Annotated in this window: 19 protein-coding genes; 12 read left to right on the top strand and 7 right to left on the bottom strand. The window is 62.8% G+C overall.

The features are described from left to right. The first annotated feature begins 6 nt into the window (after nucleotides 1-6). Nucleotides 7-900 (top strand): cation diffusion facilitator family transporter, encoded by an 894-nt coding sequence (locus ACW9H9_RS09970; protein ID WP_457342982.1) that lies wholly within the window; start codon nucleotides 7-9, stop codon nucleotides 898-900. Here ACW9H9_RS09970 and ACW9H9_RS09965 read toward each other — a convergent pair. Continuing rightward, entirely contained in the window at nucleotides 897-1,895 is a 999-nt protein-coding gene (locus ACW9H9_RS09965; RefSeq protein WP_457342981.1) for a DUF6515 family protein, read from the bottom strand. The genes ACW9H9_RS09970 and ACW9H9_RS09965 overlap by 4 nt on opposite strands. Nucleotides 1,896-2,308: 413 nt before the next feature. Here ACW9H9_RS09965 and ACW9H9_RS09960 point away from each other — a divergent pair, with 413 nt between their 5' ends. Both ACW9H9_RS09960 and ACW9H9_RS09955 read left to right on the top strand, forming a co-directional pair. After that, nucleotides 2,309-2,788 (top strand): Lrp/AsnC family transcriptional regulator, encoded by a 480-nt coding sequence (locus ACW9H9_RS09960; protein WP_457342980.1) that lies wholly within the window; start codon nucleotides 2,309-2,311, stop codon nucleotides 2,786-2,788. A 53-nt stretch (nucleotides 2,789-2,841) separates the two neighbouring features. Continuing rightward, nucleotides 2,842-3,051 carry a DUF2788 domain-containing protein gene (locus tag ACW9H9_RS09955; protein ID WP_105523508.1) on the top strand — a complete coding sequence of 70 codons (210 nt, stop codon included), beginning with the start codon at nucleotides 2,842-2,844 and terminating at the stop codon, nucleotides 3,049-3,051. Here ACW9H9_RS09955 and ACW9H9_RS09950 read toward each other — a convergent pair. The 4 genes from ACW9H9_RS09950 to ACW9H9_RS09935 all read right to left on the bottom strand — a co-directional run bounded on the left by ACW9H9_RS09950 (nucleotide 3,046) and on the right by ACW9H9_RS09935 (nucleotide 9,419). Next, nucleotides 3,046-3,681, bottom strand: a complete 636-nt coding sequence (locus ACW9H9_RS09950) for a pseudouridine synthase (RefSeq protein ID WP_457342979.1) — start codon at nucleotides 3,679-3,681, stop codon at nucleotides 3,046-3,048. The genes ACW9H9_RS09955 and ACW9H9_RS09950 overlap by 6 nt on opposite strands. A 72-nt stretch (nucleotides 3,682-3,753) precedes the next feature. Then, a complete protein-coding gene (amn, locus tag ACW9H9_RS09945; protein WP_457342978.1) occupies nucleotides 3,754-5,253 on the bottom strand; it encodes an AMP nucleosidase in 1,500 nt (499 codons plus the stop codon). Nucleotides 5,254-5,302: 49 nt separating this feature from the next. Continuing rightward, nucleotides 5,303-6,955, bottom strand: a complete 1,653-nt coding sequence (locus ACW9H9_RS09940; protein ID WP_457342977.1) for an acyl-CoA dehydrogenase family protein — start codon at nucleotides 6,953-6,955, stop codon at nucleotides 5,303-5,305. Nucleotides 6,956-7,040: 85 nt separating this feature from the next. After that, nucleotides 7,041-9,419 (bottom strand): hybrid sensor histidine kinase/response regulator, encoded by a 2,379-nt coding sequence (locus tag ACW9H9_RS09935; RefSeq protein WP_457342976.1) that lies wholly within the window; start codon nucleotides 9,417-9,419, stop codon nucleotides 7,041-7,043. 287 nt (nucleotides 9,420-9,706) lie between these two features. Here ACW9H9_RS09935 and ACW9H9_RS09930 point away from each other — a divergent pair, with 287 nt between their 5' ends. The 4 genes from ACW9H9_RS09930 to ACW9H9_RS09915 all read left to right on the top strand — a co-directional run bounded on the left by ACW9H9_RS09930 (nucleotide 9,707) and on the right by ACW9H9_RS09915 (nucleotide 13,228). Further along, complete coding sequence (locus ACW9H9_RS09930; RefSeq protein ID WP_457342975.1) at nucleotides 9,707-10,504, top strand: hydroxymethylpyrimidine/phosphomethylpyrimidine kinase; 798 nt, start codon at nucleotides 9,707-9,709, stop codon at nucleotides 10,502-10,504. A gap of 18 nt (nucleotides 10,505-10,522) precedes the next feature. Continuing rightward, nucleotides 10,523-11,146: a thiamine phosphate synthase gene (gene thiE / locus ACW9H9_RS09925; RefSeq protein WP_457342974.1), complete on the top strand. Its 624-nt coding sequence runs from the start codon at nucleotides 10,523-10,525 to the stop codon at nucleotides 11,144-11,146. A 17-nt stretch (nucleotides 11,147-11,163) separates the two neighbouring features. After that, nucleotides 11,164-12,447 carry a glutamate-1-semialdehyde 2,1-aminomutase gene (hemL, locus tag ACW9H9_RS09920; protein ID WP_457342973.1) on the top strand — a complete coding sequence of 428 codons (1,284 nt, stop codon included), beginning with the start codon at nucleotides 11,164-11,166 and terminating at the stop codon, nucleotides 12,445-12,447. Nucleotides 12,448-12,673: 226 nt separating this feature from the next. Then, nucleotides 12,674-13,228: a tetratricopeptide repeat protein gene (locus ACW9H9_RS09915; protein WP_457342972.1), complete on the top strand. Its 555-nt coding sequence runs from the start codon at nucleotides 12,674-12,676 to the stop codon at nucleotides 13,226-13,228. A gap of 35 nt (nucleotides 13,229-13,263) precedes the next feature. On the opposite strand, the gene ACW9H9_RS09910 is transcribed toward ACW9H9_RS09915, so the two are convergent. Continuing rightward, nucleotides 13,264-13,590, bottom strand: a complete 327-nt coding sequence (locus ACW9H9_RS09910; protein WP_003236992.1) for a DUF1820 family protein — start codon at nucleotides 13,588-13,590, stop codon at nucleotides 13,264-13,266. Nucleotides 13,591-13,723: 133 nt separating this feature from the next. Here ACW9H9_RS09910 and miaB point away from each other — a divergent pair, with 133 nt between their 5' ends. The 5 genes from miaB to lnt all read left to right on the top strand — a co-directional run bounded on the left by miaB (nucleotide 13,724) and on the right by lnt (nucleotide 19,022). Next, entirely contained in the window at nucleotides 13,724-15,055 is a 1,332-nt protein-coding gene (gene miaB, locus ACW9H9_RS09905; protein WP_457342971.1) for a tRNA (N6-isopentenyl adenosine(37)-C2)-methylthiotransferase MiaB, read from the top strand. Nucleotides 15,056-15,161: 106 nt separating this feature from the next. Beyond that, nucleotides 15,162-16,157, top strand: coding sequence for a PhoH family protein (locus ACW9H9_RS09900; protein WP_457342970.1), 996 nt, complete (start codon nucleotides 15,162-15,164; stop codon nucleotides 16,155-16,157). After that, a complete protein-coding gene (gene ybeY / locus ACW9H9_RS09895; RefSeq protein WP_457342969.1) occupies nucleotides 16,150-16,608 on the top strand; it encodes an rRNA maturation RNase YbeY in 459 nt (152 codons plus the stop codon). Before ACW9H9_RS09900 ends, ybeY begins: the two co-directional genes overlap by 8 nt. A 42-nt stretch (nucleotides 16,609-16,650) precedes the next feature. Next, complete coding sequence (locus ACW9H9_RS09890; RefSeq protein ID WP_457342968.1) at nucleotides 16,651-17,490, top strand: HlyC/CorC family transporter; 840 nt, start codon at nucleotides 16,651-16,653, stop codon at nucleotides 17,488-17,490. An 8-nt stretch (nucleotides 17,491-17,498) separates the two neighbouring features. Continuing rightward, complete coding sequence (gene lnt / locus ACW9H9_RS09885; protein WP_457342967.1) at nucleotides 17,499-19,022, top strand: apolipoprotein N-acyltransferase; 1,524 nt, start codon at nucleotides 17,499-17,501, stop codon at nucleotides 19,020-19,022. Nucleotides 19,023-19,038: 16 nt separating this feature from the next. On the opposite strand, the gene ACW9H9_RS09880 is transcribed toward lnt, so the two are convergent. Beyond that, nucleotides 19,039-19,800, bottom strand: coding sequence for a YdcF family protein (locus ACW9H9_RS09880; protein WP_457342966.1), 762 nt, complete (start codon nucleotides 19,798-19,800; stop codon nucleotides 19,039-19,041). Nucleotides 19,801-19,805 lie beyond the last annotated feature (5 nt).

Raw genomic sequence — 19,805 nt, 5'->3', positions numbered from 1 at the left:
CGCGCCATGACCAGCACTCCCGAACACGCCCGGCTGTTGCGCCTGGCCACCCGCGCGTCTGTAGGGGTGGCTTGTGTGCTGATCGTGACCAAGGCCATCGCCTGGTGGTTCAGCGGCTCGGTGAGCATGCTCGCCGGGCTGACCGACTCGCTGCTGGACGGCGTAACGTCACTGCTTAACTTGTTGGCGGTGCACTACGCGCTGCGCCCGGCGGATGACGACCATCGTTATGGGCATGGCAAGGCCGAGTCCCTGTCCGGCATGGCCCAGGCGTTGTTTATTGCTGGCAGTGCAGTGTTGATCGCCTTTCAGGCGGTCGGACGGTTGCAGCACCCGGAGCCGGTGGGTGCGCCGTGGCTGAGCATCGGCGTGATTGTTTTTTCGCTGGTGCTCACGGTGGCGTTGCTGGTGCTGCAACACCGGGTCATCCGCGAAACCGGCTCGAACGCGGTACGCGCCGACTCGCTGCACTACCGCTCTGACTTGATGCTGAACGCCAGCATCCTGGTGGCGCTGGTGCTGGCCGGGTTTGGCTTCAGCCAGGTGGACGCCTGGTTCGGCCTGGGGATTGCGGCCTACATCTTGTGGAGTGCGGTGCAGATCGCCCGGGAAAGCTTTGCGGTGTTGATGGACGAAGAACTGCCGGCCGACGTCAGCCAGCACATGCTGGAACTGGCCAAGGGTGTGCCCGGGGTGCTGGGGGCGCATGACCTGCGCACCCGCATCTCGGGCAGCCACTGGTTCGTGCAATTGCATCTGGAATTGCCGGGAGAACTGAGCCTGTCGGTGGCCCATGGCATCAGCGACAAAGCCGCCGATGCCATTCACAACGCCTACCCACGCGCCGAAGTGCTGGTGCACGCCGACCCGCAGGAAGTGGTCACCGGCAGCCGGCCTTAATACTGCACCTGATACCCCCGGCTAGTCAGGCAGTTGCCCTGGGCCTGGCGATAGGTTTGCACCACCGCCGGGGCCGGGGCGTAGGTGACCGCCCGAGGATCGAAACCGCTTTGCTGCACGGCCCAGCGGTAGCAGTCGTAGCCGTCCTGTTGCACTTGGGCCGGTGACTGGCCGTTGGCCGGGTAGGCGATCACGTCATAGCCATTGCCCTGAGGCGCGGCCGGCGGCGCAGGCGCGGCGGTAGGCGGCTCGACCACCACGTACTGCTGGGAGCTTTCCTCGTAGGTGTAATAGGCACCGGCGGCGAGGAAAAACAGCGCACTGCCTACCCAGACTTCCCGCGCGTAATCGGGCAAGTAGTGCACGCGAATCCCGTACGGCGGCGTGACCACGATGTATCGCGGGCCTTGCGGACGATACCAGTAGCCGCCCGAGAAGAAATAATCCTGGCCACGGTAAGGCACGCGGTAGTTGCGGTCGGGGAAACGGTCCACGAGGTAGCCCGGACGGTATTGCGGGCCGGGGCCCCAGCCATTGCCATGCCCGTCAGGGCGGCCTGGCCAGCGGTGATCGTTGGGGTGGCCATTATTGAACCCGCCACCGTTGTAGCCAGGGCGCGGGTTGCCGGCGTTCCAGTGCGGGTTGTCGTCATTGCGCCGGGGGATGTCGCGGTAATAACCCGGGCGCGGTTCCTGGGTTTGGCGCACGGTGTCGGGGCGCCCCTGGATCGGCAGGTTAGTACCCGGTTGCGGCTCGTTGTTTTGAGGACGGCCCTGCCACTGGCCACCGCCATTTTGACCGCCGCCTTGAAAGTGCTCGTTCTGCGGGCGCGGCTGATTGTTACCCTGCCAGCCCCCGCCACCGCCGCCCTGCCCGCGATCATGTTGCCAGCCCCCACCTGGGCCGGGGCCATTGTCGCGATCGTCGGCCATGACCTGCGCGCCAACGGTGACCATCAGCAAACCAACACCTGCCAAACGCCAGATGCGCTTCATGCTATTCCTCATTACGGATTGGGCCTACATATGAGACTGGAAAAGCCCCACGCGGTTCTGAGACAGGTTATCAGTCACGAGAAGTATTTTCGCACGCAATAAAAAGGGGCGACCCGTCGGCCGCCCTTGAGATTTCTGTCCTGGCTCAACGCTTTTGACGTTGGCTCACTTCACGCCGCCTTGTGGACGGTGTGCTGCCTGGGGGCCAGTTCAACCCCTGTGGGGGTGGGCGGCCGCAGCCGGCGTGATAGGCGGGCTGCTGTGGACTCGTGTCCAGGCGGTGATTCTGTGGGTAATCATAGGCCCGGCGGCCCGCAAGATGATTGCGAAGATTGCGTCAATAAACAGTGCTTGCGCAATTTTTAACCCTGGATAGATAATTCGCCGCAATAGTTATGATAAAGGCCAACCCAATGAGCAAACTTGACCGGTACGACCTGAGTATTCTGGCGGAATTGCAGCGCGACGCGAGGATCTCCAACCAGGAGTTGGCCGAACGCATCGGCTTGTCGCCATCGCCCTGCTCACGCCGGGTCAAGCAACTGGAAGACGACGGTTACATCGCCCGCCAGGTCGCGCTGCTGGACCGCAAGATGCTCGGCTTGAGCCTGACGGCCTACGTGCTGATCGGCATGGACCGACATACCCCGGAGCGTTTCGAAAACTTCGAGTCGGCCATTCGCTCCCTGCCCCAAGTGCTGGAATGCAGCCTGGTGACCGGCATGGACGCCGACTATCAGCTCAAGGTGGTGGTGCCCGACATGGACCATTACCAGAAACTGCTGCTGGGGCACCTGACCCGGATCGAAGGCGTGACCAGCGTGCGTTCAAGCTTTGTGCTAAACCAGGTGCTCAACAGCACGGAGCTGCCGCTGACCCATCTGCGCACCTGACACCGATCAAGACCGCCCCCACCCCTTTGCCGGAAACTACCCAAATGGACGCCATCGACCCCGCCCTGTTTGAAGAATGGATGATGACCGGTCTGGTTTCGATCCTGATCATCTTCATGGGCTTTATCGTCTGGGACCTGGCCAAAAAGTCCAAGGCCGGGCGCTTTGGCTCGTTGATCCTGTTCTTTGTGCTGGGCCTGGGCGTGGCGGCGTTCATCATCAAGAGCGTGGTGATCGGCCTGATCGAGTCTGGCGCGTTATAAGCGCGCCGGCACTTCTTTCCACTGGCCCTGGTCCAGGCCGTCGAGCGTCCAGTCGCCGATGCGCACGCGCACCAGGCGCAACGTAGGCAGGCCCACGGCCGCGGTCATGCGCCGCACCTGGCGGTTGCGCCCTTCCTTGATCACCAGCTCCAGCCAATGGGTGGGCACGCTTTTGCGAAACCGCACCGGCGGGTTGCGCGGCCATAGCTCGGGCTCGTCCAGCGCACGGGCCTGGGCGGGCAGCGTCATGCCGTCATTCAATTGCACGCCGTCACGCAGGTGCTGCAATTGCGCCTCGCTCGGTTCGCCTTCCACCTGCACCCAATAGGTTTTCGCCAGCTTGTGCCGGGGGTCGGCAATCCGCGCCTGTAACTGGCCGTCATTGGTCAACAACAGCAGGCCTTCGCTGTCACGGTCCAGGCGCCCGGCGGGGTAAATACCGGGGATGTCGATGAAATCCTTGAGCGTCGCGCGCCCGCCTTCGTCACTGAACTGGGTCAGTACATCAAAAGGTTTATTGAACAGGATCAGCCGGGGCTCGGCCGGGGGCGCCTTGGCGACACGGCGGGGAGCGGATGAGGGCGTTGTGGCGCCAGGACGGCGGGAAACGGGACGGGCAGGACGGGACATGGCAAATCAGACATCTGACGATCAGGACCCACCATGCTAGTGGCCTGACCGCCAAATGACCATCCCGCAGGCTTAGCGGAACGGCGGCTCGTCAAAGCTGCGCAGTTTGCGCGAGTGCAACGAGTTGAGCTCGGTGCGCAGCAGGTCGACCGCCTCGATGCCGATCTTCAAGTGCTGGCTCACCGCCCGCTCATAGAAGGCGTTGGCCGAACCCGGTAGCTTGATCTCACTGTGCAGCGGTTTGTCCGACACACACAGCAACGTGCCGTACGGCACCCGCAAGCGGTAGCCTTGGGCGGCGATGGTGCCGCTTTCCATGTCCACCGCCACGGCGCGGGACAGGTTGATCAGCGGGCGCTCCTGGGCCCAGCGCAGTTCCCAGTTACGGTCGTCGTAGGTCAGCACGGTGCCGGTGCGCAGACGTTTTTTCAGCTCCTCGCCCTTCTCGCCGGTGACATTGGCCGCCGCTTGTTGCAGCGCCAGTTGCACTTCGGCCAGGGCCGGGATCGGGATGTTCGGCGGCACCACCCGGTCCAGAATCCCGTCGCGCCGCATGTACGCGTGCGCCAGCACGTAGTCGCCGATGGTCTGGGACTGACGCAGGCCGCCACAGTGGCCGATCATCAGCCAGCAATGCGGGCGCAGCACGGCCAGGTGGTCGGTGATGTTCTTGGCATTGGAGGGGCCCACGCCGATGTTCACCAGGGTCACGCCATGGCCATCGCTGGCTTGCAGGTGGTAGGCCGGCATCTGGTAACGGTGCCAGACCACGCCTGCGGCAATGGCAGACGCTTCGCCATGGTCCATGCTTTTTTCGATGATGACGTTGCCCGGCAACACCATGCGCACAAAACGTGGGTCGCTACGCAGCTGCTCCAGGCCATGCACGATGAACTGGTCGACGTAGCGGTGGTAGTTGGTCAGCAGGATCCACGGCTGCACATGGCGCCAGTCGCTGCCGGTGTAGTGCACCAGGCGGCGCAGGGAGAAGTCGACCCGCGCCGCATCGAACAACGCCAGGGGCAGCGGCGTGGTGTTTTCCCAGTCGTACAGGCCGTCGGCGATGCCGTCGGTGGCGGCCGACAGGTCGGTGCTCGGGAACACCCGCGCCAGCACGGCGGCGGTCACACCGGAACCGGCCAGTTCGTCGCCCTGCTCCACTACATAAGGGTAGGGAATGTTCTGCTCGCTGACGCCCACTTCTACCGTCACGGTGAAGTCGTGCATCAAGGGCACCAGCTGCTCCAGCAGGTATTTACGAAAAGCCGCCGGGTGGGTGACGGTCACGCTGTAGGTGCCCGGCAGTTGGACTTTGGCATAGGCCCGGGTGGTCTGTGGGACTTCGCCGTGGCAAAGGTAGGTCAGGCGCAGTTGCGGGTAGCGAAACAGCGCACGCTGTTCGGCGTCGGGTTCGACGCGGTCTTTGAGGTAGCGCTTGAGGGCTTGGTTGAGCGCGCCGGTAGCCCGCTCATGAAGAGCCGCCAGCCGGTCCACGGCTTCTTCGGCGGTTTGAACGACAACAAAAGCATCGGTCACGGTAAGCATCCTGTGTTCTAACGTGCAGGCGTTCATCTTGCCTGTATCCCTTGCACACGGAAACAGCGGCGTTGATCGCGCGTGCTCAGAGCGGCTGCGGCGTAGCGCGCCCCACGATAGCGCTCGCGTCCACGCCCCGCGGCAAGGTGCCGTACGCCCGGCCGGACGATTGCCCCAGGCGGCTGGCGATAAAGCCGTCGCTGACCGCGCCATTGCCGGCCTCCAGCAGCAATGTGGCCTGCAACGCGACGGCAATATCTTCGGTCAGCTGCCGGGCGCGGTACTGGATGTCCTGGGTGTCCATAAACGCGCTTTTCAAGTGCTCGATATGCAGCGCCAAGGGCCGGCTGCCATGCCCGTCACCCAGCTCGACAAACAACGCCTCCAGCACACCCGGCTCTTTTGACAACGCCCGCAACACGTCCAGGCACTGCACGTTGCCCGAACCTTCCCACGTCGAATTGACCGGCGCCTCACGGTACAGGCGCGGCAGGATGCTGTCCTCCACATACCCCGCGCCGCCCATGCATTCGGCGGCCTCGTTGATCATGGCCGGGGCGCGTTTGCAGATCCAATACTTGCCGACCGCCGTGACCAGGCGGGCGAACTTGGCTTGCTGTTCGTTATCCAGATGGTCCAGCGCACGGCCCATGCGCAGGCTCAAGGCCAGCGCGGCCTCGCTTTCCAGGGCCAGGTCGGCCAACACGTTTTGCATCAGGGGCTGTTCGCCGAGCACCCGCCCGCCCACGGTCCGGTGGGCGCAGTGATGGCTGGCCTGGGTCAGTGCCTGGCGCATCAGCGCGCTGGAGCCGACCATGCAGTCGAAACGGGTCATGGCCACCATCTCGATAATGGTCGGCACGCCGCGCCCTTCTTCACCGACCATCCAGGCCAACGCGCCGCGAAACTCGACCTCGCTGGAGGCGTTGGAGCAATTGCCCAGTTTGTCTTTGAGGCGCTGGATATAAAACTGATTGCGTGTGTCATCCGGGCGGTGCCGGGGCAGCAGGAAACAGGTCAGGCCCTTGTCAGTCTGCGCCAGGGTCAGGAACGCATCGCACATCGGTGCCGAACAGAACCACTTGTGCCCCACCAGCTCATACGCCTGGCCCGGCCCGCCCACACCCACCGGGTAGGCACGGGTGGTATTGGCGCGCACGTCGGTGCCGCCCTGTTTTTCGGTCATGGCCATGCCCACGGTGGCGCCGCCTTTGTGGGCGATGCCGACGTTGCGCGGGTCGTACAGGGTGTTGAGAATTTTCGGCAGCCAGGTGTCGGCCAGGTCCGGCTGCAAACGCAGCGCTGGCACACAGGCAAAGGTCATGGTCAGCGGGCACCCCGTACCGGCTTCGGCCTGCGTGTGCAGGTAAGTCATGGCCGCGCGGGCCACGTGGGCGCCCGGTTGAGGGTACGCCCAGGGCAGCGACGGCAAGCCGTGCTCGACGGCGGTGCGCATCAGCTCGTGATACGCGGGATGAAACTCCACCAGGTCGATGCGATGACCAAACCGGTCATGGCTGTTGAACACCGGCTTGTTCCGGTTGGCCAGAAACCCGGCCGCCATCAACGGCCCACCGGCCAGTGCGCCATACGTATCGATACGCTCATGGGCCCAGCCCGCACCGAAGCGGCGCGACCACTCCTGCAAGGGCAGGTCGATACGAAACAGGTTGGTGTCGTCAAGCGACGGCGGCTGGTTGGTAACGTCGTGCGTTTCGGCGTGCTGGTGCAGGTTCATCACAGGCCTCCTGAAAAGGCCACGTCGATGAGGCCTGAATTTCAGTTAAACACCCGCGCACCGCTTAAAAAAGCGTCATAAACGCCTAATGGTCGGCGCTTTCACCCTCGGCCAGGCACAGTAACCGGCGTTGCAGCACAGCCTGCAAGGCCTCGAAACGTACGGGCTTGAGCACTTGGTCGGTGATGCCGATACCGTGGCAACGCTCGCGCTCCGGCGTCTGCGTGGTGCTGCTCAAGGCGATCACCGGCAGCTCGCCGCAGCCGGGTAACGCCCGGATCTGGCAACACAGCGAAAACCCGCCTTCTGGAACATCCAGCAACACAGCGTCAAAGGGTTCTGCCTGCAACAGCTGCAATGCCGCCGGGGCGCTGCCGGTGGTTTTGACCCGGTAACCGAGCTTGAGTAGCATGCCGCGCACCGTCAGTTGCGCCACGCTGTTGTCATCCACCAGCAGCACGGTGCAGTCCTGCGGCGCCCGGTGTACCAGCAGCGCATTGGGGTAGGTCGACGCCTCAGGCTGAACCACACCTGCACCCAACTCCAACTGGAAACGGCTGCCGCGCCGGGGCTCGGAGTTGTGGGTCAGGCGCCCGCCCAGCAGTTCGATCAACTGGCGGCAAATCGCCAGGCCAATGCCCAGGCCGCCGTATTCGCGGGTCATCGAGCCGTCGACCTGGAAGAAGCGCTGGTAGAGCGTGGCCTCGTCGAGGTAGGCAAAGCCGATACCGGTGTCGGTGACAATAAAGGTCATGCGCAACGTGCCGTCAGCCTCAGGCACGCCCACCACGCGCACGCGCACCGAGCCTGCCCGGGTGAACTTGAAGGCGTTGTCCAGCAGGCACTCCAGGCATTGCACCAGTTTGTCGGCGTCCGCACTGAGGCGGTCGGGCAGCTCATCGGCCACATCGATAGAAAACGCCAGCCCTTTGCTCTGGGCACTGGCGCTGAATTGTTCGCGCAGGCTGTCGGCCAGGCCGCGCAGGCTGAACACCCGGGGCTGGGCACTCAGGCGGCCGGCTTGCAGTTCGGTCAGGGTGAGGATGCCGTTGACCATGCGCATCATGTCGCGGGCAGAACCGGCGGCGGTTTGATGGTAGTGCGCCAGCTCGCCGGGCAACGGCTCGGTCTGCATCAGCTCCAGGGAGCCGATCACACCGTTCATCGGCGTGCGCAGTTCGTGGGTCAGGGTGGCGAGGAACTCATCTTTCAGCCGGTTGCTGTGGGCCAGTTGCTCGTTGAGCACTTCAAGCTTCTGGCTCGAATCAAACAGGATCTGCGATTGCTGCTCGCGCATGCTGTTGATGCGGTCCGCCAGGGCCAGGGACAGCAGCGCCACTTCCAGGGCCGAGCCGATCTGGCTGGCGTACATGGTGAGAAACACATTGGGCAGGTAGCCCAGCACCATCAACGTATTCACCACCCCGCCCAGCAGGAACGCCGACCACGCGATGATGAAATAACGCGCCATGCGCTGCCCGCAGTACCAGGCCTTGATGGCCGCCACAAAAATGGTCACGGTAAACACCAGCGCCAACCCCGTGGCCAGGCGCAGGGCCAGGCCGTAGCTGGTGCACAGCGACAACGCCATGACGCCCGCGCCGCCCAGCGCCAAGGCCTGTAACAGCCGGTTGATCCAGCGACTGTACACAGCGGTGTGCAGGAAGCTGCGGGCAAACAGGCTGCCGAACAGCGCCGCCGAACCGATCAGGAACGGCACCGACGCATTCGCCCACCACGGGCTGTCTGGCCAGAAGTACTGCACAGCAATGCCGTTGACCGAGAGCTGGTACAGCCCGAACGAGGCGATATAGAGGATGTAATAGAGATAGCTGGTGTCACGCACACTGAGGTAGATAAACAGGTTGTAGACCAGCATCCCCAGCAGCACGCCGTAGATCACCCCGAGCACCGAGAGCCGCAGCGGTTGCTCTTCGAGGTAGGCGGTGCTCGACCACAGGGTGAGGGGCGCCTGGATCGAGCCCTGGCTTTGCAGGCGCAAGTAAAGGGTCTGCTCCTGGTCCGGGGCAAAATCGAGCTTGAACAGGTAGTTGCCTTGGCGAACCTCGCGGCGGTCGAACGGCAAAGAGCTGCCGGTGCGGGCGGCCAGTCGGTAGCTGCCATCGGCGGCGGGTTGGTACAAGTCCAGTTGATTGAGCGGCGGGTAGGCCAGCTCCAGCAACCAGGCACGCGGCGCGTCGGGCTTGTGGGGGCGGTAATGCAGGCTGACCTTGAGCCAGAACACCGAGCGCGAATAGCCGGCATTCAGGGTGTTTTTGTCGTGGGGCTTGAAGTGATCGGCCAGGGCAGGCGAACTGACATCGTCAATCGCCAGGGTGCCGCTGGGGTCTTCCAACACCTGCATCACCCGGCCCAGGGGCAGGTTTTGAGTGGCGTCGGTAAACTCGACCGCACCGGCGAGCAACGGCAGCCCGCTCAACAGAAGTATCAACAAATAGCGCATAGAGCCCCAGCGTGGCCTGTCCGGTTATGTCAAAAGCCCCCCATTCCTTTTGAGAAGACGTACACCGGCGATACAGTTATTGGTTTGGATCCACTTTAGCATAGCCACTAAAGGCCAAAAGACATCATTTGAACTAAATCAGTGAAGGCTCTAAACCGGCCCTTTCGACGTATTTAATCGAATTCCTTGAATAATAGCCATCCGCCATTTTCCCGTCGGCCCGTCATGTGTATTCCCTCATCGTGCGAAAGCCACGCCAAAACCGTTTGGTGGTAAGCTCGCGCACCATGAATATCTACAGCTCTCGCCCCGTTGTCCTCTGTCTCTCCGGCCATGATCCCAGTGGTGGCGCCGGCTTGCAGGCAGATATCGAAGCCCTGCTCGCCCAGGGTTGCCATGCCGCTCCGGCGGTGACCGCACTGACCGTGCAAAACACCGTGAATGTCAGCGATTTTCGCGTGCTGGACCGCGAGTGGGTGCTGGCCCAGGCCAATGCCGTGCTGGGCGACTCCGACGTCGCGGCGGTAAAGCTGGGCATGCTCGGCTCCACCCAGATGGTCGACACCGTGGTCGAACTGCTCAGCGCGCACCCGCATTTGCCGGTGGTGTGCGACCCGGTGCTGCGCGCGGGCGGGGGCGGCAGCCTGGGCAAGGACGAGGTCGGTTATGCGATGCGTGAGCGGCTGTTGCCGTTGTCGCGCATTGCCACGCCCAACCTGCCCGAAGCACGCATCCTGGCGGAACTGCCCGACGGCAGCGCCGATGACTGCGCAGAGAAACTGCTGCCGTTCATCCAGCACCTGCTGATCACCGGCGGCCATGGCGACGAGCATGAGGTGCACAACCGCCTCTACAGCCGTGATGGCACGCGCCACACCTTTACCTGCCAGCGCTTGCCGGGCAGCTATCACGGTTCTGGCTGCACGCTGGCCAGTGCCCTGGCCGGGCGCCTGGCGCAGGGCGAAGGGTTGGTCAGCGCCGTGCAATCTGCCCTCAATTACACCTGGCGGACCCTGCGGGACGCCGAACAACTCGGCCAGGGGCAATTTGTGCCTCGTCGTTTGCCGCTGGATTTCTGCTCGTAATACCAAGAGGCCTGCCCGATGAAACTACGTGGCCTGTATGCCATTACCGACAGCCAACTGTTGGCCGGCAAGTTTTTGGCCTATGTCGAGGCCGCGCTGGACGGCGGCGTGACCCTGCTGCAATACCGAGACAAAAGCAGCGACGAGGCCCGCCGCCTGCGCGAAGCCGAAAAGCTGCGCGAACTGTGCGCGCGTTATTCGACCCAGTTGATCATCAACGATGACGCCGAATTGGCCGCGCGCCTGGGCGTGGGCGTGCACCTGGGCCAGACCGACGGCCCGCTGAACCCGGCCCGGGCGCTGCTGGGCCCCAAGGCCATTATCGGTTCCACCTGCCACAGCCAGGTCGAACTGGCCGAACAGGCCGCCCGGGAAGGCGCCAGTTACGTCGCCTTCGGGCGCTTTTTCAATTCCAGTACCAAGCCCGGCGCGCCAGCGGCCACTGTTGAAATGCTCGCCCAGGCCCGCGCTCGGGTGCAGTTGCCCCTCTGCGTGATCGGCGGCGTCACCCTGGACAACGCCGCGCCCCTGGTGGCGCATGGGGCCGACCTGCTCGCCGTGGTCCATGGCCTGTTTGGCGCCGACAGCACCCAGGAAGTCACGCGCCGCGCCCGCGCTTTCAACGCCCTTCTTTCTATCTGATTTCAGAGAGCCTGCTCATGTCCCGTTCCGAAACGCTGTTTGCCAACGCCCAGAAACATATCCCCGGTGGCGTGAACTCGCCTGTGCGGGCCTTCAAGAGTGTCGGCGGCACGCCGCTGTTCTTCAAACACGCCGAAGGCGCCTACGTCACTGACGAAGACGACAAGCGCTACGTCGATTACGTAGGCTCGTGGGGCCCGATGATCCTGGGCCACAGCCACCCCGACGTGCTGGACGCGGTACGCCAGCAGTTGCAACACGGCCTGTCCTACGGCGCGCCCACCGCCATGGAAACCGAAATGGCCGACCTGGTGTGCGCCATCGTGCCGTCCATGGAAATGGTGCGCATGGTCAGCTCCGGCACCGAAGCCACCATGAGTGCCATCCGCCTGGCCCGTGGTTTTACCGGCCGCGACAGCATCATCAAGTTTGAAGGCTGCTACCACGGCCACTCCGACAGCCTGTTGGTGAAGGCGGGCTCCGGCCTGCTGACCCAAGGCGTGCCAAGCTCGGCCGGCGTGCCAGCAGCGTTCGCCAAGCACACGCTGACCCTGCCGTTCAACGACATCACCGCCGTCGAGCACATGCTGGCCGAGGTCGGCAAAGACGTGGCGTGCATCATCGTCGAGCCCGTGGCGGGCAACATGAACTGCGTACCGCCGGCGCCGGGCTTTCTCGAAGGCTTGCGCAGCCTGTGCGACACCCACGGCGTGGTGCTGATTTTTGATGAGGTGATGACGGGGTTTCGCGTGGCCCTCGGCGGCGCCCAGGCGTACTACGGCGTCACGCCGGACTTGAGCACCTTTGGCAAGATCATCGGCGGCGGCATGCCGGTGGGCTGCTTTGGCGGCAAGCGTGAAATCATGCAACACATCGCGCCGCTGGGCCCGGTGTACCAGGCGGGCACCCTGTCGGGGAACCCGTTGGCCATGGCGGCGGGCCTGACCACCCTGCGCCTGATCAGCCGCCCGGGTTTCCACGCCGAGCTGACCGACTACACCACTCGCCTGCTCGACGGCCTACAACAACGCGCCGACGCCGCCGGTATTCCGTTCGTGACCACTCAGGCGGGCGGCATGTTCGGCCTGTACTTCAGCGGCGCCGACGATATCGTGACGTTTGATGACGTGATGTCCAGCGATGCCGACCTGTTCAAGCGCTTCTTCCACTTGATGCTGGAGGGCGGTGTGTACCTGGCGCCAAGCGCTTTCGAAGCCGGTTTCACCTCGATCGCCCACGGTGAAGCGGAGTTGAAACTGACCCTGGACGCTGCCGAGCGCGCCTTTGCGGCCCTGAAATAAGCGACACGCCCTGCTGACGTCGCCCCGTGCGGCGTCAGATTTGCTACTTTCCTTACAGACTTTTCCTGTTTTTTTAGAGAAATGCCCTGCAATACGGCAGATAACTTGCCCACGCAGCAGAAAAACGAGTAAAGACTTTGTAAGCGGAGCCCTGCTTATTTCATAATGCGCGCTTATTGGACTCCCCCGCGGGTCCGCGCGCCCCGTCAGAGGTAAGTCGATTCCCATGAAACGCACCGGCCGCACCCTGGTACTGGGCTGCCTGTTGCTCCTTCAGCCGCTGCTCGCACAGGCACAAGCAGGCGGCAACTCGTTGTTGATCCCAGCAATGGGTCATTGCACCCTCAATACCGAGCCCGACGACCAGGCACAAGCCATGAGTGCCTGCCAGCAACTGGCCGACAATGGGGACGCGCAAGCGCAATACGAGTTGGGCGAATTCTTCTACAACAGCAAAAACCCCGATCGCGACTTGAACAAGGCGCTGAGCTTTTTCGAAAAAGCCTCGCTGCAAGGCCATGCCCAGGCGCAATTCAAGTTGGGCACCATGTTCTTCCAGGGCGAAGGCGTACCGGCCAATAACGTTCAGGCGTACATCGTGCTGAAAATGGCGGCCGTCAATGGCGCCGAGGACGCGCTGGACACGGCCGACGAAGTGGCCGAGCACATGCAGCGTGATGAACTGGAAGTGGCAACGCAGGTGCTGGGGCAGATTTTCCGCAATTACCTGCTGCAATTGCAGAGCGCCGACGGGCGTTCGCCGTTTTCACCCCTGCCCTGATCGACGCCCTCGTTGTAACCCGCGAACGTTAAGCCTTACTTCTCAGGCATCGGCATCGGAAACGGCATGACATTGCTCACGCCCCGCGCCTCGCTGATTTTGGGTGTGCCCAAGCGCTCGACCTCATCGATGCGCACAATCGAATGCATCGGCACAAAACTGCGCACCACGCCTTCGAACTGGGCCTTGAGTTTTTCCTCGCCCGGATCGACGACCAACTGCGTGCGCTCACCAAAGACAAACTCTTCCACCTCCAAAAAACCCCACAGATCACTCTGATAGATCTGCTTGGCGTACATTTCGAACACCTGGCCCTGGTTAAGGAAAATCACCTTGTAAATTGGAGCTTCGCGTTTGGTCATGGTGGGCGGGTAACACATCGGGGGCAGAAAAGAGGGCGCGAACTATAGCATGGCACCCGATGCACAGTGCTAGGAACCAATGGGCATGCCCCCTATAATGCGCGGTTCTTTACCACCAGTTGACGATCCCCCCATGGCCAAGAAGCTTTACATCGAAACCCACGGTTGCCAGATGAACGAGTACGACAGCTCGCGCATGGTCGATCTGCTGGGCGAACACCAGGCCCTGGAAGTCACCGCGCGCGCCGAAGATGCCGACGTGATCCTGCTCAATACCTGCTCGATCCGCGAGCGGGCCCAAGACCGGGTGTACTCGCAACTGGGCCGCTGGCGCGAATTGAAACTGGCCAACCCGGACATGGTGATCGCCGTCGGGGGCTGCGTGGCCAGCCAGGAAGGCGCGGCCATTCGCGACCGTGCGCCCTATGTGGACGTGGTCTTCGGCCCGCAGACCCTGCACCGCCTGCCCGAGATGATCGACGCCGCACGCATCAGCAAACTGCCGCAAGTGGACGTTTCGTTCCCGGAAATCGAAAAGTTCGACCACCTACCAGAGCCGCGCATCGACGGGCCAAGTGCCTATGTGTCGGTGATGGAAGGCTGCAGCAAGTACTGCACGTTCTGCGTGGTGCCTTACACCCGGGGTGAAGAAGTCAGCCGTCCCTTTGACGATGTGATGTCAGAAATTTTCCACCTGGCCGAAAACGGCGTGCGGGAAGTGACCTTGCTGGGGCAGAACGTCAACGGTTATCGCGGCCAGACCCACGACGGGCGCCTGGCGGACCTCGCCGAGTTGATCCGCGTGGTTGCCGCCGTCGACGGTATCGAACGCATTCGCTACACCACCTCACACCCGCTGGAATTCTCCGACAGCCTGATCCAGGCCCACGCCGACGTGCCCGAGCTGGTCAAACACCTGCACTTGCCGGTGCAATCGGGCTCGGACCGCATTCTGGCGGCGATGAAACGCAACCACACCGCCCTGGAGTACAAGTCCAAGCTGCGCAAATTGCGGGCGGCGGTGCCGGGGATCTGCATCAGTTCGGACTTTATCGTGGGCTTCCCCGGTGAAACCGAGAAAGATTTCCAGCAGACCATGAAGCTGATTGAAGACGTCGGCTTCGACTTTTCCTACTCGTTTGTCTACAGCCAACGCCCGGGCACCCCGGCCGCCGACTTGCTGGACGAAACCCCCGAAGCGTTGAAAAAAGAGCGGTTGAACGCCCTGCAACACAAGCTCAACCAACAGGGGTTTGAAATCAGCCGACAAATGGTGGGCTCGATCCAGCGCATCCTGGTCACCGACTATTCAAAGAAAGACCCGGGCGAATTGCAGGGCCGCACCGAGAACAATCGAATCGTCAACTTCCGCTGCGATAATCCGACGCTGATCGGCCAGTTTGCCGATGTACACATCGATGCGGCCCAACCGCACTCGCTGCGTGGCTCGCTGCTGACACACTAGTCATTGGAGCGGCGCCACACTCGGGTTGTTTAAGTGCTTTCGCCCATAGCGTGCTGGCGTTATCCTTCATTTCACCTTATTTGCCCCAGGGCGGCTTAAAACGACCTTGAACGCACCCATAGAACCGCATCGTTTCATCCTCGAGCCCTTTGAGGCTCGCCGTTTCGCCAACCTGTGCGGACAGTTCGACGAGCACCTGCGCTTGATCGAACAACGCCTGAGCATCGAGATCCGCAACCGCGGCAATCAGTTCGAGCTCATTGGTGAACCCCAGGACACCACGTCCGCAGAAAACCTGCTGCGTCGCCTCTACCGTGAAACCAAGGGCAGCGAGCTGTCGCCGGAAACGGTGCACCTGTACTTGCAGGAATCGGCCGTGCAGGACCTTGCGAACAACCCGGTGGCCGAGGCCAGCGTGGCGCTGCGCACCAAAAAAGGCATGATTCGCCCCCGTGGCCTGAATCAGCAGCGCTACGTCAAGGAAATCCTGGGCAACGACATCAACTTCGGCATCGGCCCGGCCGGTACGGGCAAGACCTACCTGGCCGTGGCCTGTGCGGTCGATGCCCTGGAGCGCGAGCAAGTGCGCCGCATCCTGCTGGTGCGCCCGGCGGTGGAAGCGGGCGAAAAACTGGGCTTTTTGCCCGGCGACCTCGCGCAAAAAATCGACCCGTACCTGCGCCCCCTCTACGACGCGCTTTACGAAATGCTTGGCTTTGAATACGTGGCCAAGCTCATCGAGCGCCAGGTGATCGAGATCGCCCCGCTGGCCTACATGCGTGGCCGCACGCTGAACAACAGCTTCATCATTCTCGACGAAAGCCAGAACACCACCGTGGAACAAATGAAGATGTTCCTGACCCGTATCGGGTTCGGCTCCACCGCCGTGATCACCGGTGACATCACCCAGGTCGACCTGCCCAAGGGCACCAAGTCGGGCCTGGCGCATGTCATCAATGTGCTCAAGGACGTGCCCGGCATCAGCTTCACGCACTTCATGCCCAAGGACGTGGTGCGCCACCCGCTGGTGCAGCGCATCGTCGAAGCCTACGAGCGCTTCGAAAACCAGGCCGCCGCCCAGGAAGCCCGTCGCGATGCTTGAGCTTGACTTGCAGCGGGCCACCGACGCGCCCGTCCCCAGCGAAGAACAGTTCCGCCAATGGTGCGCACTGGCCCTGCGCCAGCGCACCGCCGATTCGGAACTCACCATTCGTTTGGTGGACGAAGCTGAGGGCCGTGAACTGAATCACACCTGGCGACAAAAAGATTACGCCACCAATGTGCTGTCCTTTCCCGCCGACGTGCCGGATGAGTTACTGGATATCCCGCTGCTGGGCGACCTGGTGATCTGCGCGGCGGTGGTGGAGCGTGAAGCACACGAACAAGGCAAGGCCTCGCACGCCCACTGGGCGCACCTGGTCATCCACGGCTGCCTGCATCTCTTGGGTTACGACCATATAGACGATGACGAAGCCGAGGAAATGGAAGCACTGGAACGAACGTTGCTTGCAGAACTGGGTCATCCTGATCCGTATGCAGACGACGAAAACTGACCGACACTCAACTGAAACAACGAAGGACTTAGAGTAATCGCTATGAGCGAAGACCGATCGAGCAACGGGCAAAAGTCATGGCTGGGTAAACTGACCCAGGCTTTTGCCCACGAGCCGAAAAACCGCCAGGAGCTGCTGGAACTCCTGCGCGAAGCCCACCAGAACAAATTGCTGGACAGCGAGGCCCTGGCCATCGTCGAAGGCGCCATCCAGGTGGCTGACCTGCAAGTGCGCGACATCATGGTGCCGCGCTCGCAGATGATCAGCATCAAGGCTGTCCACACCCCGCGGGAATTCCTCCCGGCCGTCATCGACTCGGCGCACTCGCGCTACCCGGTGATCGGCGAAAGCCATGACGATGTCATGGGTGTCCTGCTGGCCAAGGACCTGCTGCCGCTGATCCTCAAAGAGAACGGCGACAACTTCAACATCAAGGACCTGCTGCGTCCGGCCACCTTTGTTCCCGAATCCAAGCGCCTGAACGTGCTGCTGCGCGAGTTTCGCGCCAACCACAACCACATGGCCATCGTGATCGACGAATACGGCGGCGTGGCAGGCCTGGTGACCATCGAAGACGTGCTGGAACAAATCGTCGGCGACATCGAAGACGAGCACGACGTCGAAGAAGACAGCTACATCAAGCCACTGCCCAGCGGTGACTTCCTGATCAAGGCCCTGACGCCGATCGAAAACTTCAACGAGTTCTTCGACAGCGAATTCTCCGACGACGAGTTCGACACCGTCGGTGGCCTGGTGATGAGTGCGTTCGGCCACTTGCCCAAGCGTAACGAAACCACCGAGATCGGCGCCTACCGCTTTCGCATCCTCAATGCCGACAGCCGCAGGATTCACCTGATCCGCCTGACCCCCATCGCCCGCTAAGGACTGACATGCGCCGTCTCACCGCTCCCGGCTGGCCCGGTAACCTGCTGGCCGTGGTGGCCGGCGCACTCACCACCCTGGCGTTGGCGCCGTTCGACCTCTGGCCCTTTGCCCTGGTGGCCGCCGGCCTGTTCTACGTGGGCCTGCGCAGCCTGAGCCCACGCCAGGCGCTGTGGCGGGGCTGGAGCTTCGGCTTTGGCCTGTTCGGGGCTGGCACCAGCTGGATCTACTACAGCATTCACCACTTCGGCGGCGCGTCGGTGCTGCTGGCCGGTTTCCTGATGCTGTTGTTTACCGCCGCCATCGCGTTTTTCTTCGCGCTGCCGGCCTGGCTATGGGCGCGGTGGATCCGTCGCAACGAGGCGCCACTGGCCGATGCGCTGGCGTTCGCGGCGTTGTGGGTTGGCCAGGAGGCGTTTCGCGGCTGGTTTCTCACCGGGTTTCCGTGGCTCTACTCCGGTTACAGCCAGCTCGACGCCCCCCTCACGGGCCTGGCGCCGCTGGGGGGCATGTGGCTGATTTCGTTCGCCTTGGCCTTGACCGCCGCGCTGATCTGCAACCTGCCCCGCCTGCTGGCCGGGCGGCGCAACCTGTTCATCGGCGCTGGCTTGTTGCTGCTGGTGGCACCGTGGGCCATCGGCCTGGCGCTTAAGCATCACGACTGGACCACCCCGGCCGGCCCGCCGCTGACCGTCGCGGCGATTCAGGGCAATGTCGAACAAAGCATGAAGTGGGACCCCGAGCAGCTCAACGCACAGCTGGCGCTTTACCGCGACATGAGCTTTACCTCCAAGCCGGTGGACCTGCTGGTGTGGCCAGAAACGGCGGTGCCGGTGCTCAAGGAATCTGTCGAGGGCTACCTGGGCATGATGGGCAAGTTCGCCTCCGACCGGCACAGCGCGCTGATCACCGGCGTGCCGATCCGCCAGGAAGTGCACCACCAGAAGCGCTACTTCAACGGCATCACCGTGGTGGGTGAAGGCGAAGGCACCTACTTGAAGCAGAAACTGGTGCCGTTCGGCGAATACGTGCCACTGCAAGACATGTTGCGCGGGCTGATCGCGTTCTTCGACCTACCCATGTCGGACTTTGCCCGCGGGCCTGCCGACCAGGCGATGCTTCAGGCCAAGGGCTATCAGATAGCCCCGTTCATTTGTTACGAAGTGGTGTACCCGGAGTTCGCGGCCAGCCTGTCGGCGCGCAGTGACTTGCTGCTGACCATCAGCAACGACACCTGGTTCGGCCGCTCCATCGGCCCGCTGCAACACTTGCAGATGGCGCAAATGCGCGCGCTGGAAGCAGGCCGCTGGATGATCCGTGCCACCAACAATGGGGTCAGCGGGTTGATCAACCCTTATGGGCAGATCACCGCGCAGATCCCGCAGTTCGAACGCGGCATTCTGTATGGCGAGGTGGTGCCGATGCACAAGCTGACGCCGTACCTGCAATGGCGTTCGTGGCCGCTGATCATCCTGTGCCTGGGGTTGTTTGGCTGGGCGCTGGTGGCGAACCGCATGGCCAAAACCCTCTGACGTAAAAGGCGCTGGGCTACCGATAGAACAAGCGGTAGCCCACCTGCCCGATCGCTTCGTTGAGCAACTGCCCGCTCTGCCACACCGACTTGAACTCCGGCAGCCACCCGCCCAATGGCCGGGCATTGTCCTCGCCCAAAAAGCCCACCGGCCCGGGCACTACCGTAAACCCAGCCTTTTCAAAGCTCCAGACCGAACGCGGCATGTGCCACGCCTGGGTCACCACCACCACGCGCTTGATGCCCTGGGGCAAGAGAATCTCGGCGCTCATTTGCGCGTTTTCCCAGGTGGTGCGGCTGCGCTCTTCTTTCCAGCGCACGGTCACGCCGAAGTCGTCCTGCAGCGACACCGCCATCAACTGCGCCTCACTGGGCGGCGTGCCGTAGTGCAAGCCGCCGCTGGTCAACACGGGCAGCCCTGATGCCTTAGCCAGCCGGGCGGCGTAGCGCTGGCGCTCCAGGCCGATCCCGGTCGGCTGGTCGGTGCCCCAGGCGGGGTCACCACGCTCACGTCCAGAGCCCAACACCACAATGGCATCGGCGCGTTGGGCCAGGGTGGCCCAGCTGTCCAGGGCCAAGGGCAGTTCTGTTTCCAGGGCTTTCGCACCCCATTGCACCACCACCGGCAGGCTCATCAGCCACATCCCGCCCAACCCCAGGGCAAAACACACCCCGGCCAGGCGCGGGCGGCTGCGACGAAACCACCACGCAATGGCCAGCAACAGCAACAGGATGCCGGGCGGCAACAGCAATTGTTTAATGAAATAACGAATAGGCATCGGGC

It is taken from the genome of Pseudomonas sp. SDO5215_S409 (assembly GCF_054071325.1).
This window is presented reverse-complemented; position numbering and strand designations above follow the sequence as displayed.

Coding starts and splice junctions, on each gene's coding strand:
- ACW9H9_RS09935 (WP_457342976.1), bottom strand. CDS start 9,419: ATGCGCTATTTGTTGATACTTCTGTTGAGCGGGCTGCCGTTGCTCGCC.
- ACW9H9_RS09970 (WP_457342982.1), top strand. CDS start 7: ATGACCAGCACTCCCGAACACGCCCGGCTGTTGCGCCTGGCCACCCGC.
- ACW9H9_RS09930 (WP_457342975.1), top strand. CDS start 9,707: ATGAATATCTACAGCTCTCGCCCCGTTGTCCTCTGTCTCTCCGGCCAT.
- ybeY (WP_457342969.1), top strand. CDS start 16,150: ATGCTTGAGCTTGACTTGCAGCGGGCCACCGACGCGCCCGTCCCCAGC.
- ACW9H9_RS09960 (WP_457342980.1), top strand. CDS start 2,309: ATGAGCAAACTTGACCGGTACGACCTGAGTATTCTGGCGGAATTGCAG.
- hemL (WP_457342973.1), top strand. CDS start 11,164: ATGTCCCGTTCCGAAACGCTGTTTGCCAACGCCCAGAAACATATCCCC.
- ACW9H9_RS09965 (WP_457342981.1), bottom strand. CDS start 1,895: ATGAAGCGCATCTGGCGTTTGGCAGGTGTTGGTTTGCTGATGGTCACC.
- lnt (WP_457342967.1), top strand. CDS start 17,499: ATGCGCCGTCTCACCGCTCCCGGCTGGCCCGGTAACCTGCTGGCCGTG.
- ACW9H9_RS09915 (WP_457342972.1), top strand. CDS start 12,674: ATGAAACGCACCGGCCGCACCCTGGTACTGGGCTGCCTGTTGCTCCTT.
- thiE (WP_457342974.1), top strand. CDS start 10,523: ATGAAACTACGTGGCCTGTATGCCATTACCGACAGCCAACTGTTGGCC.
- ACW9H9_RS09950 (WP_457342979.1), bottom strand. CDS start 3,681: ATGTCCCGTCCTGCCCGTCCCGTTTCCCGCCGTCCTGGCGCCACAACG.
- ACW9H9_RS09880 (WP_457342966.1), bottom strand. CDS start 19,800: ATGCCTATTCGTTATTTCATTAAACAATTGCTGTTGCCGCCCGGCATC.
- ACW9H9_RS09910 (WP_003236992.1), bottom strand. CDS start 13,590: ATGACCAAACGCGAAGCTCCAATTTACAAGGTGATTTTCCTTAACCAG.
- ACW9H9_RS09890 (WP_457342968.1), top strand. CDS start 16,651: ATGAGCGAAGACCGATCGAGCAACGGGCAAAAGTCATGGCTGGGTAAA.
- miaB (WP_457342971.1), top strand. CDS start 13,724: ATGGCCAAGAAGCTTTACATCGAAACCCACGGTTGCCAGATGAACGAG.
- ACW9H9_RS09940 (WP_457342977.1), bottom strand. CDS start 6,955: ATGAACCTGCACCAGCACGCCGAAACGCACGACGTTACCAACCAGCCG.
- amn (WP_457342978.1), bottom strand. CDS start 5,253: ATGAACGCCTGCACGTTAGAACACAGGATGCTTACCGTGACCGATGCT.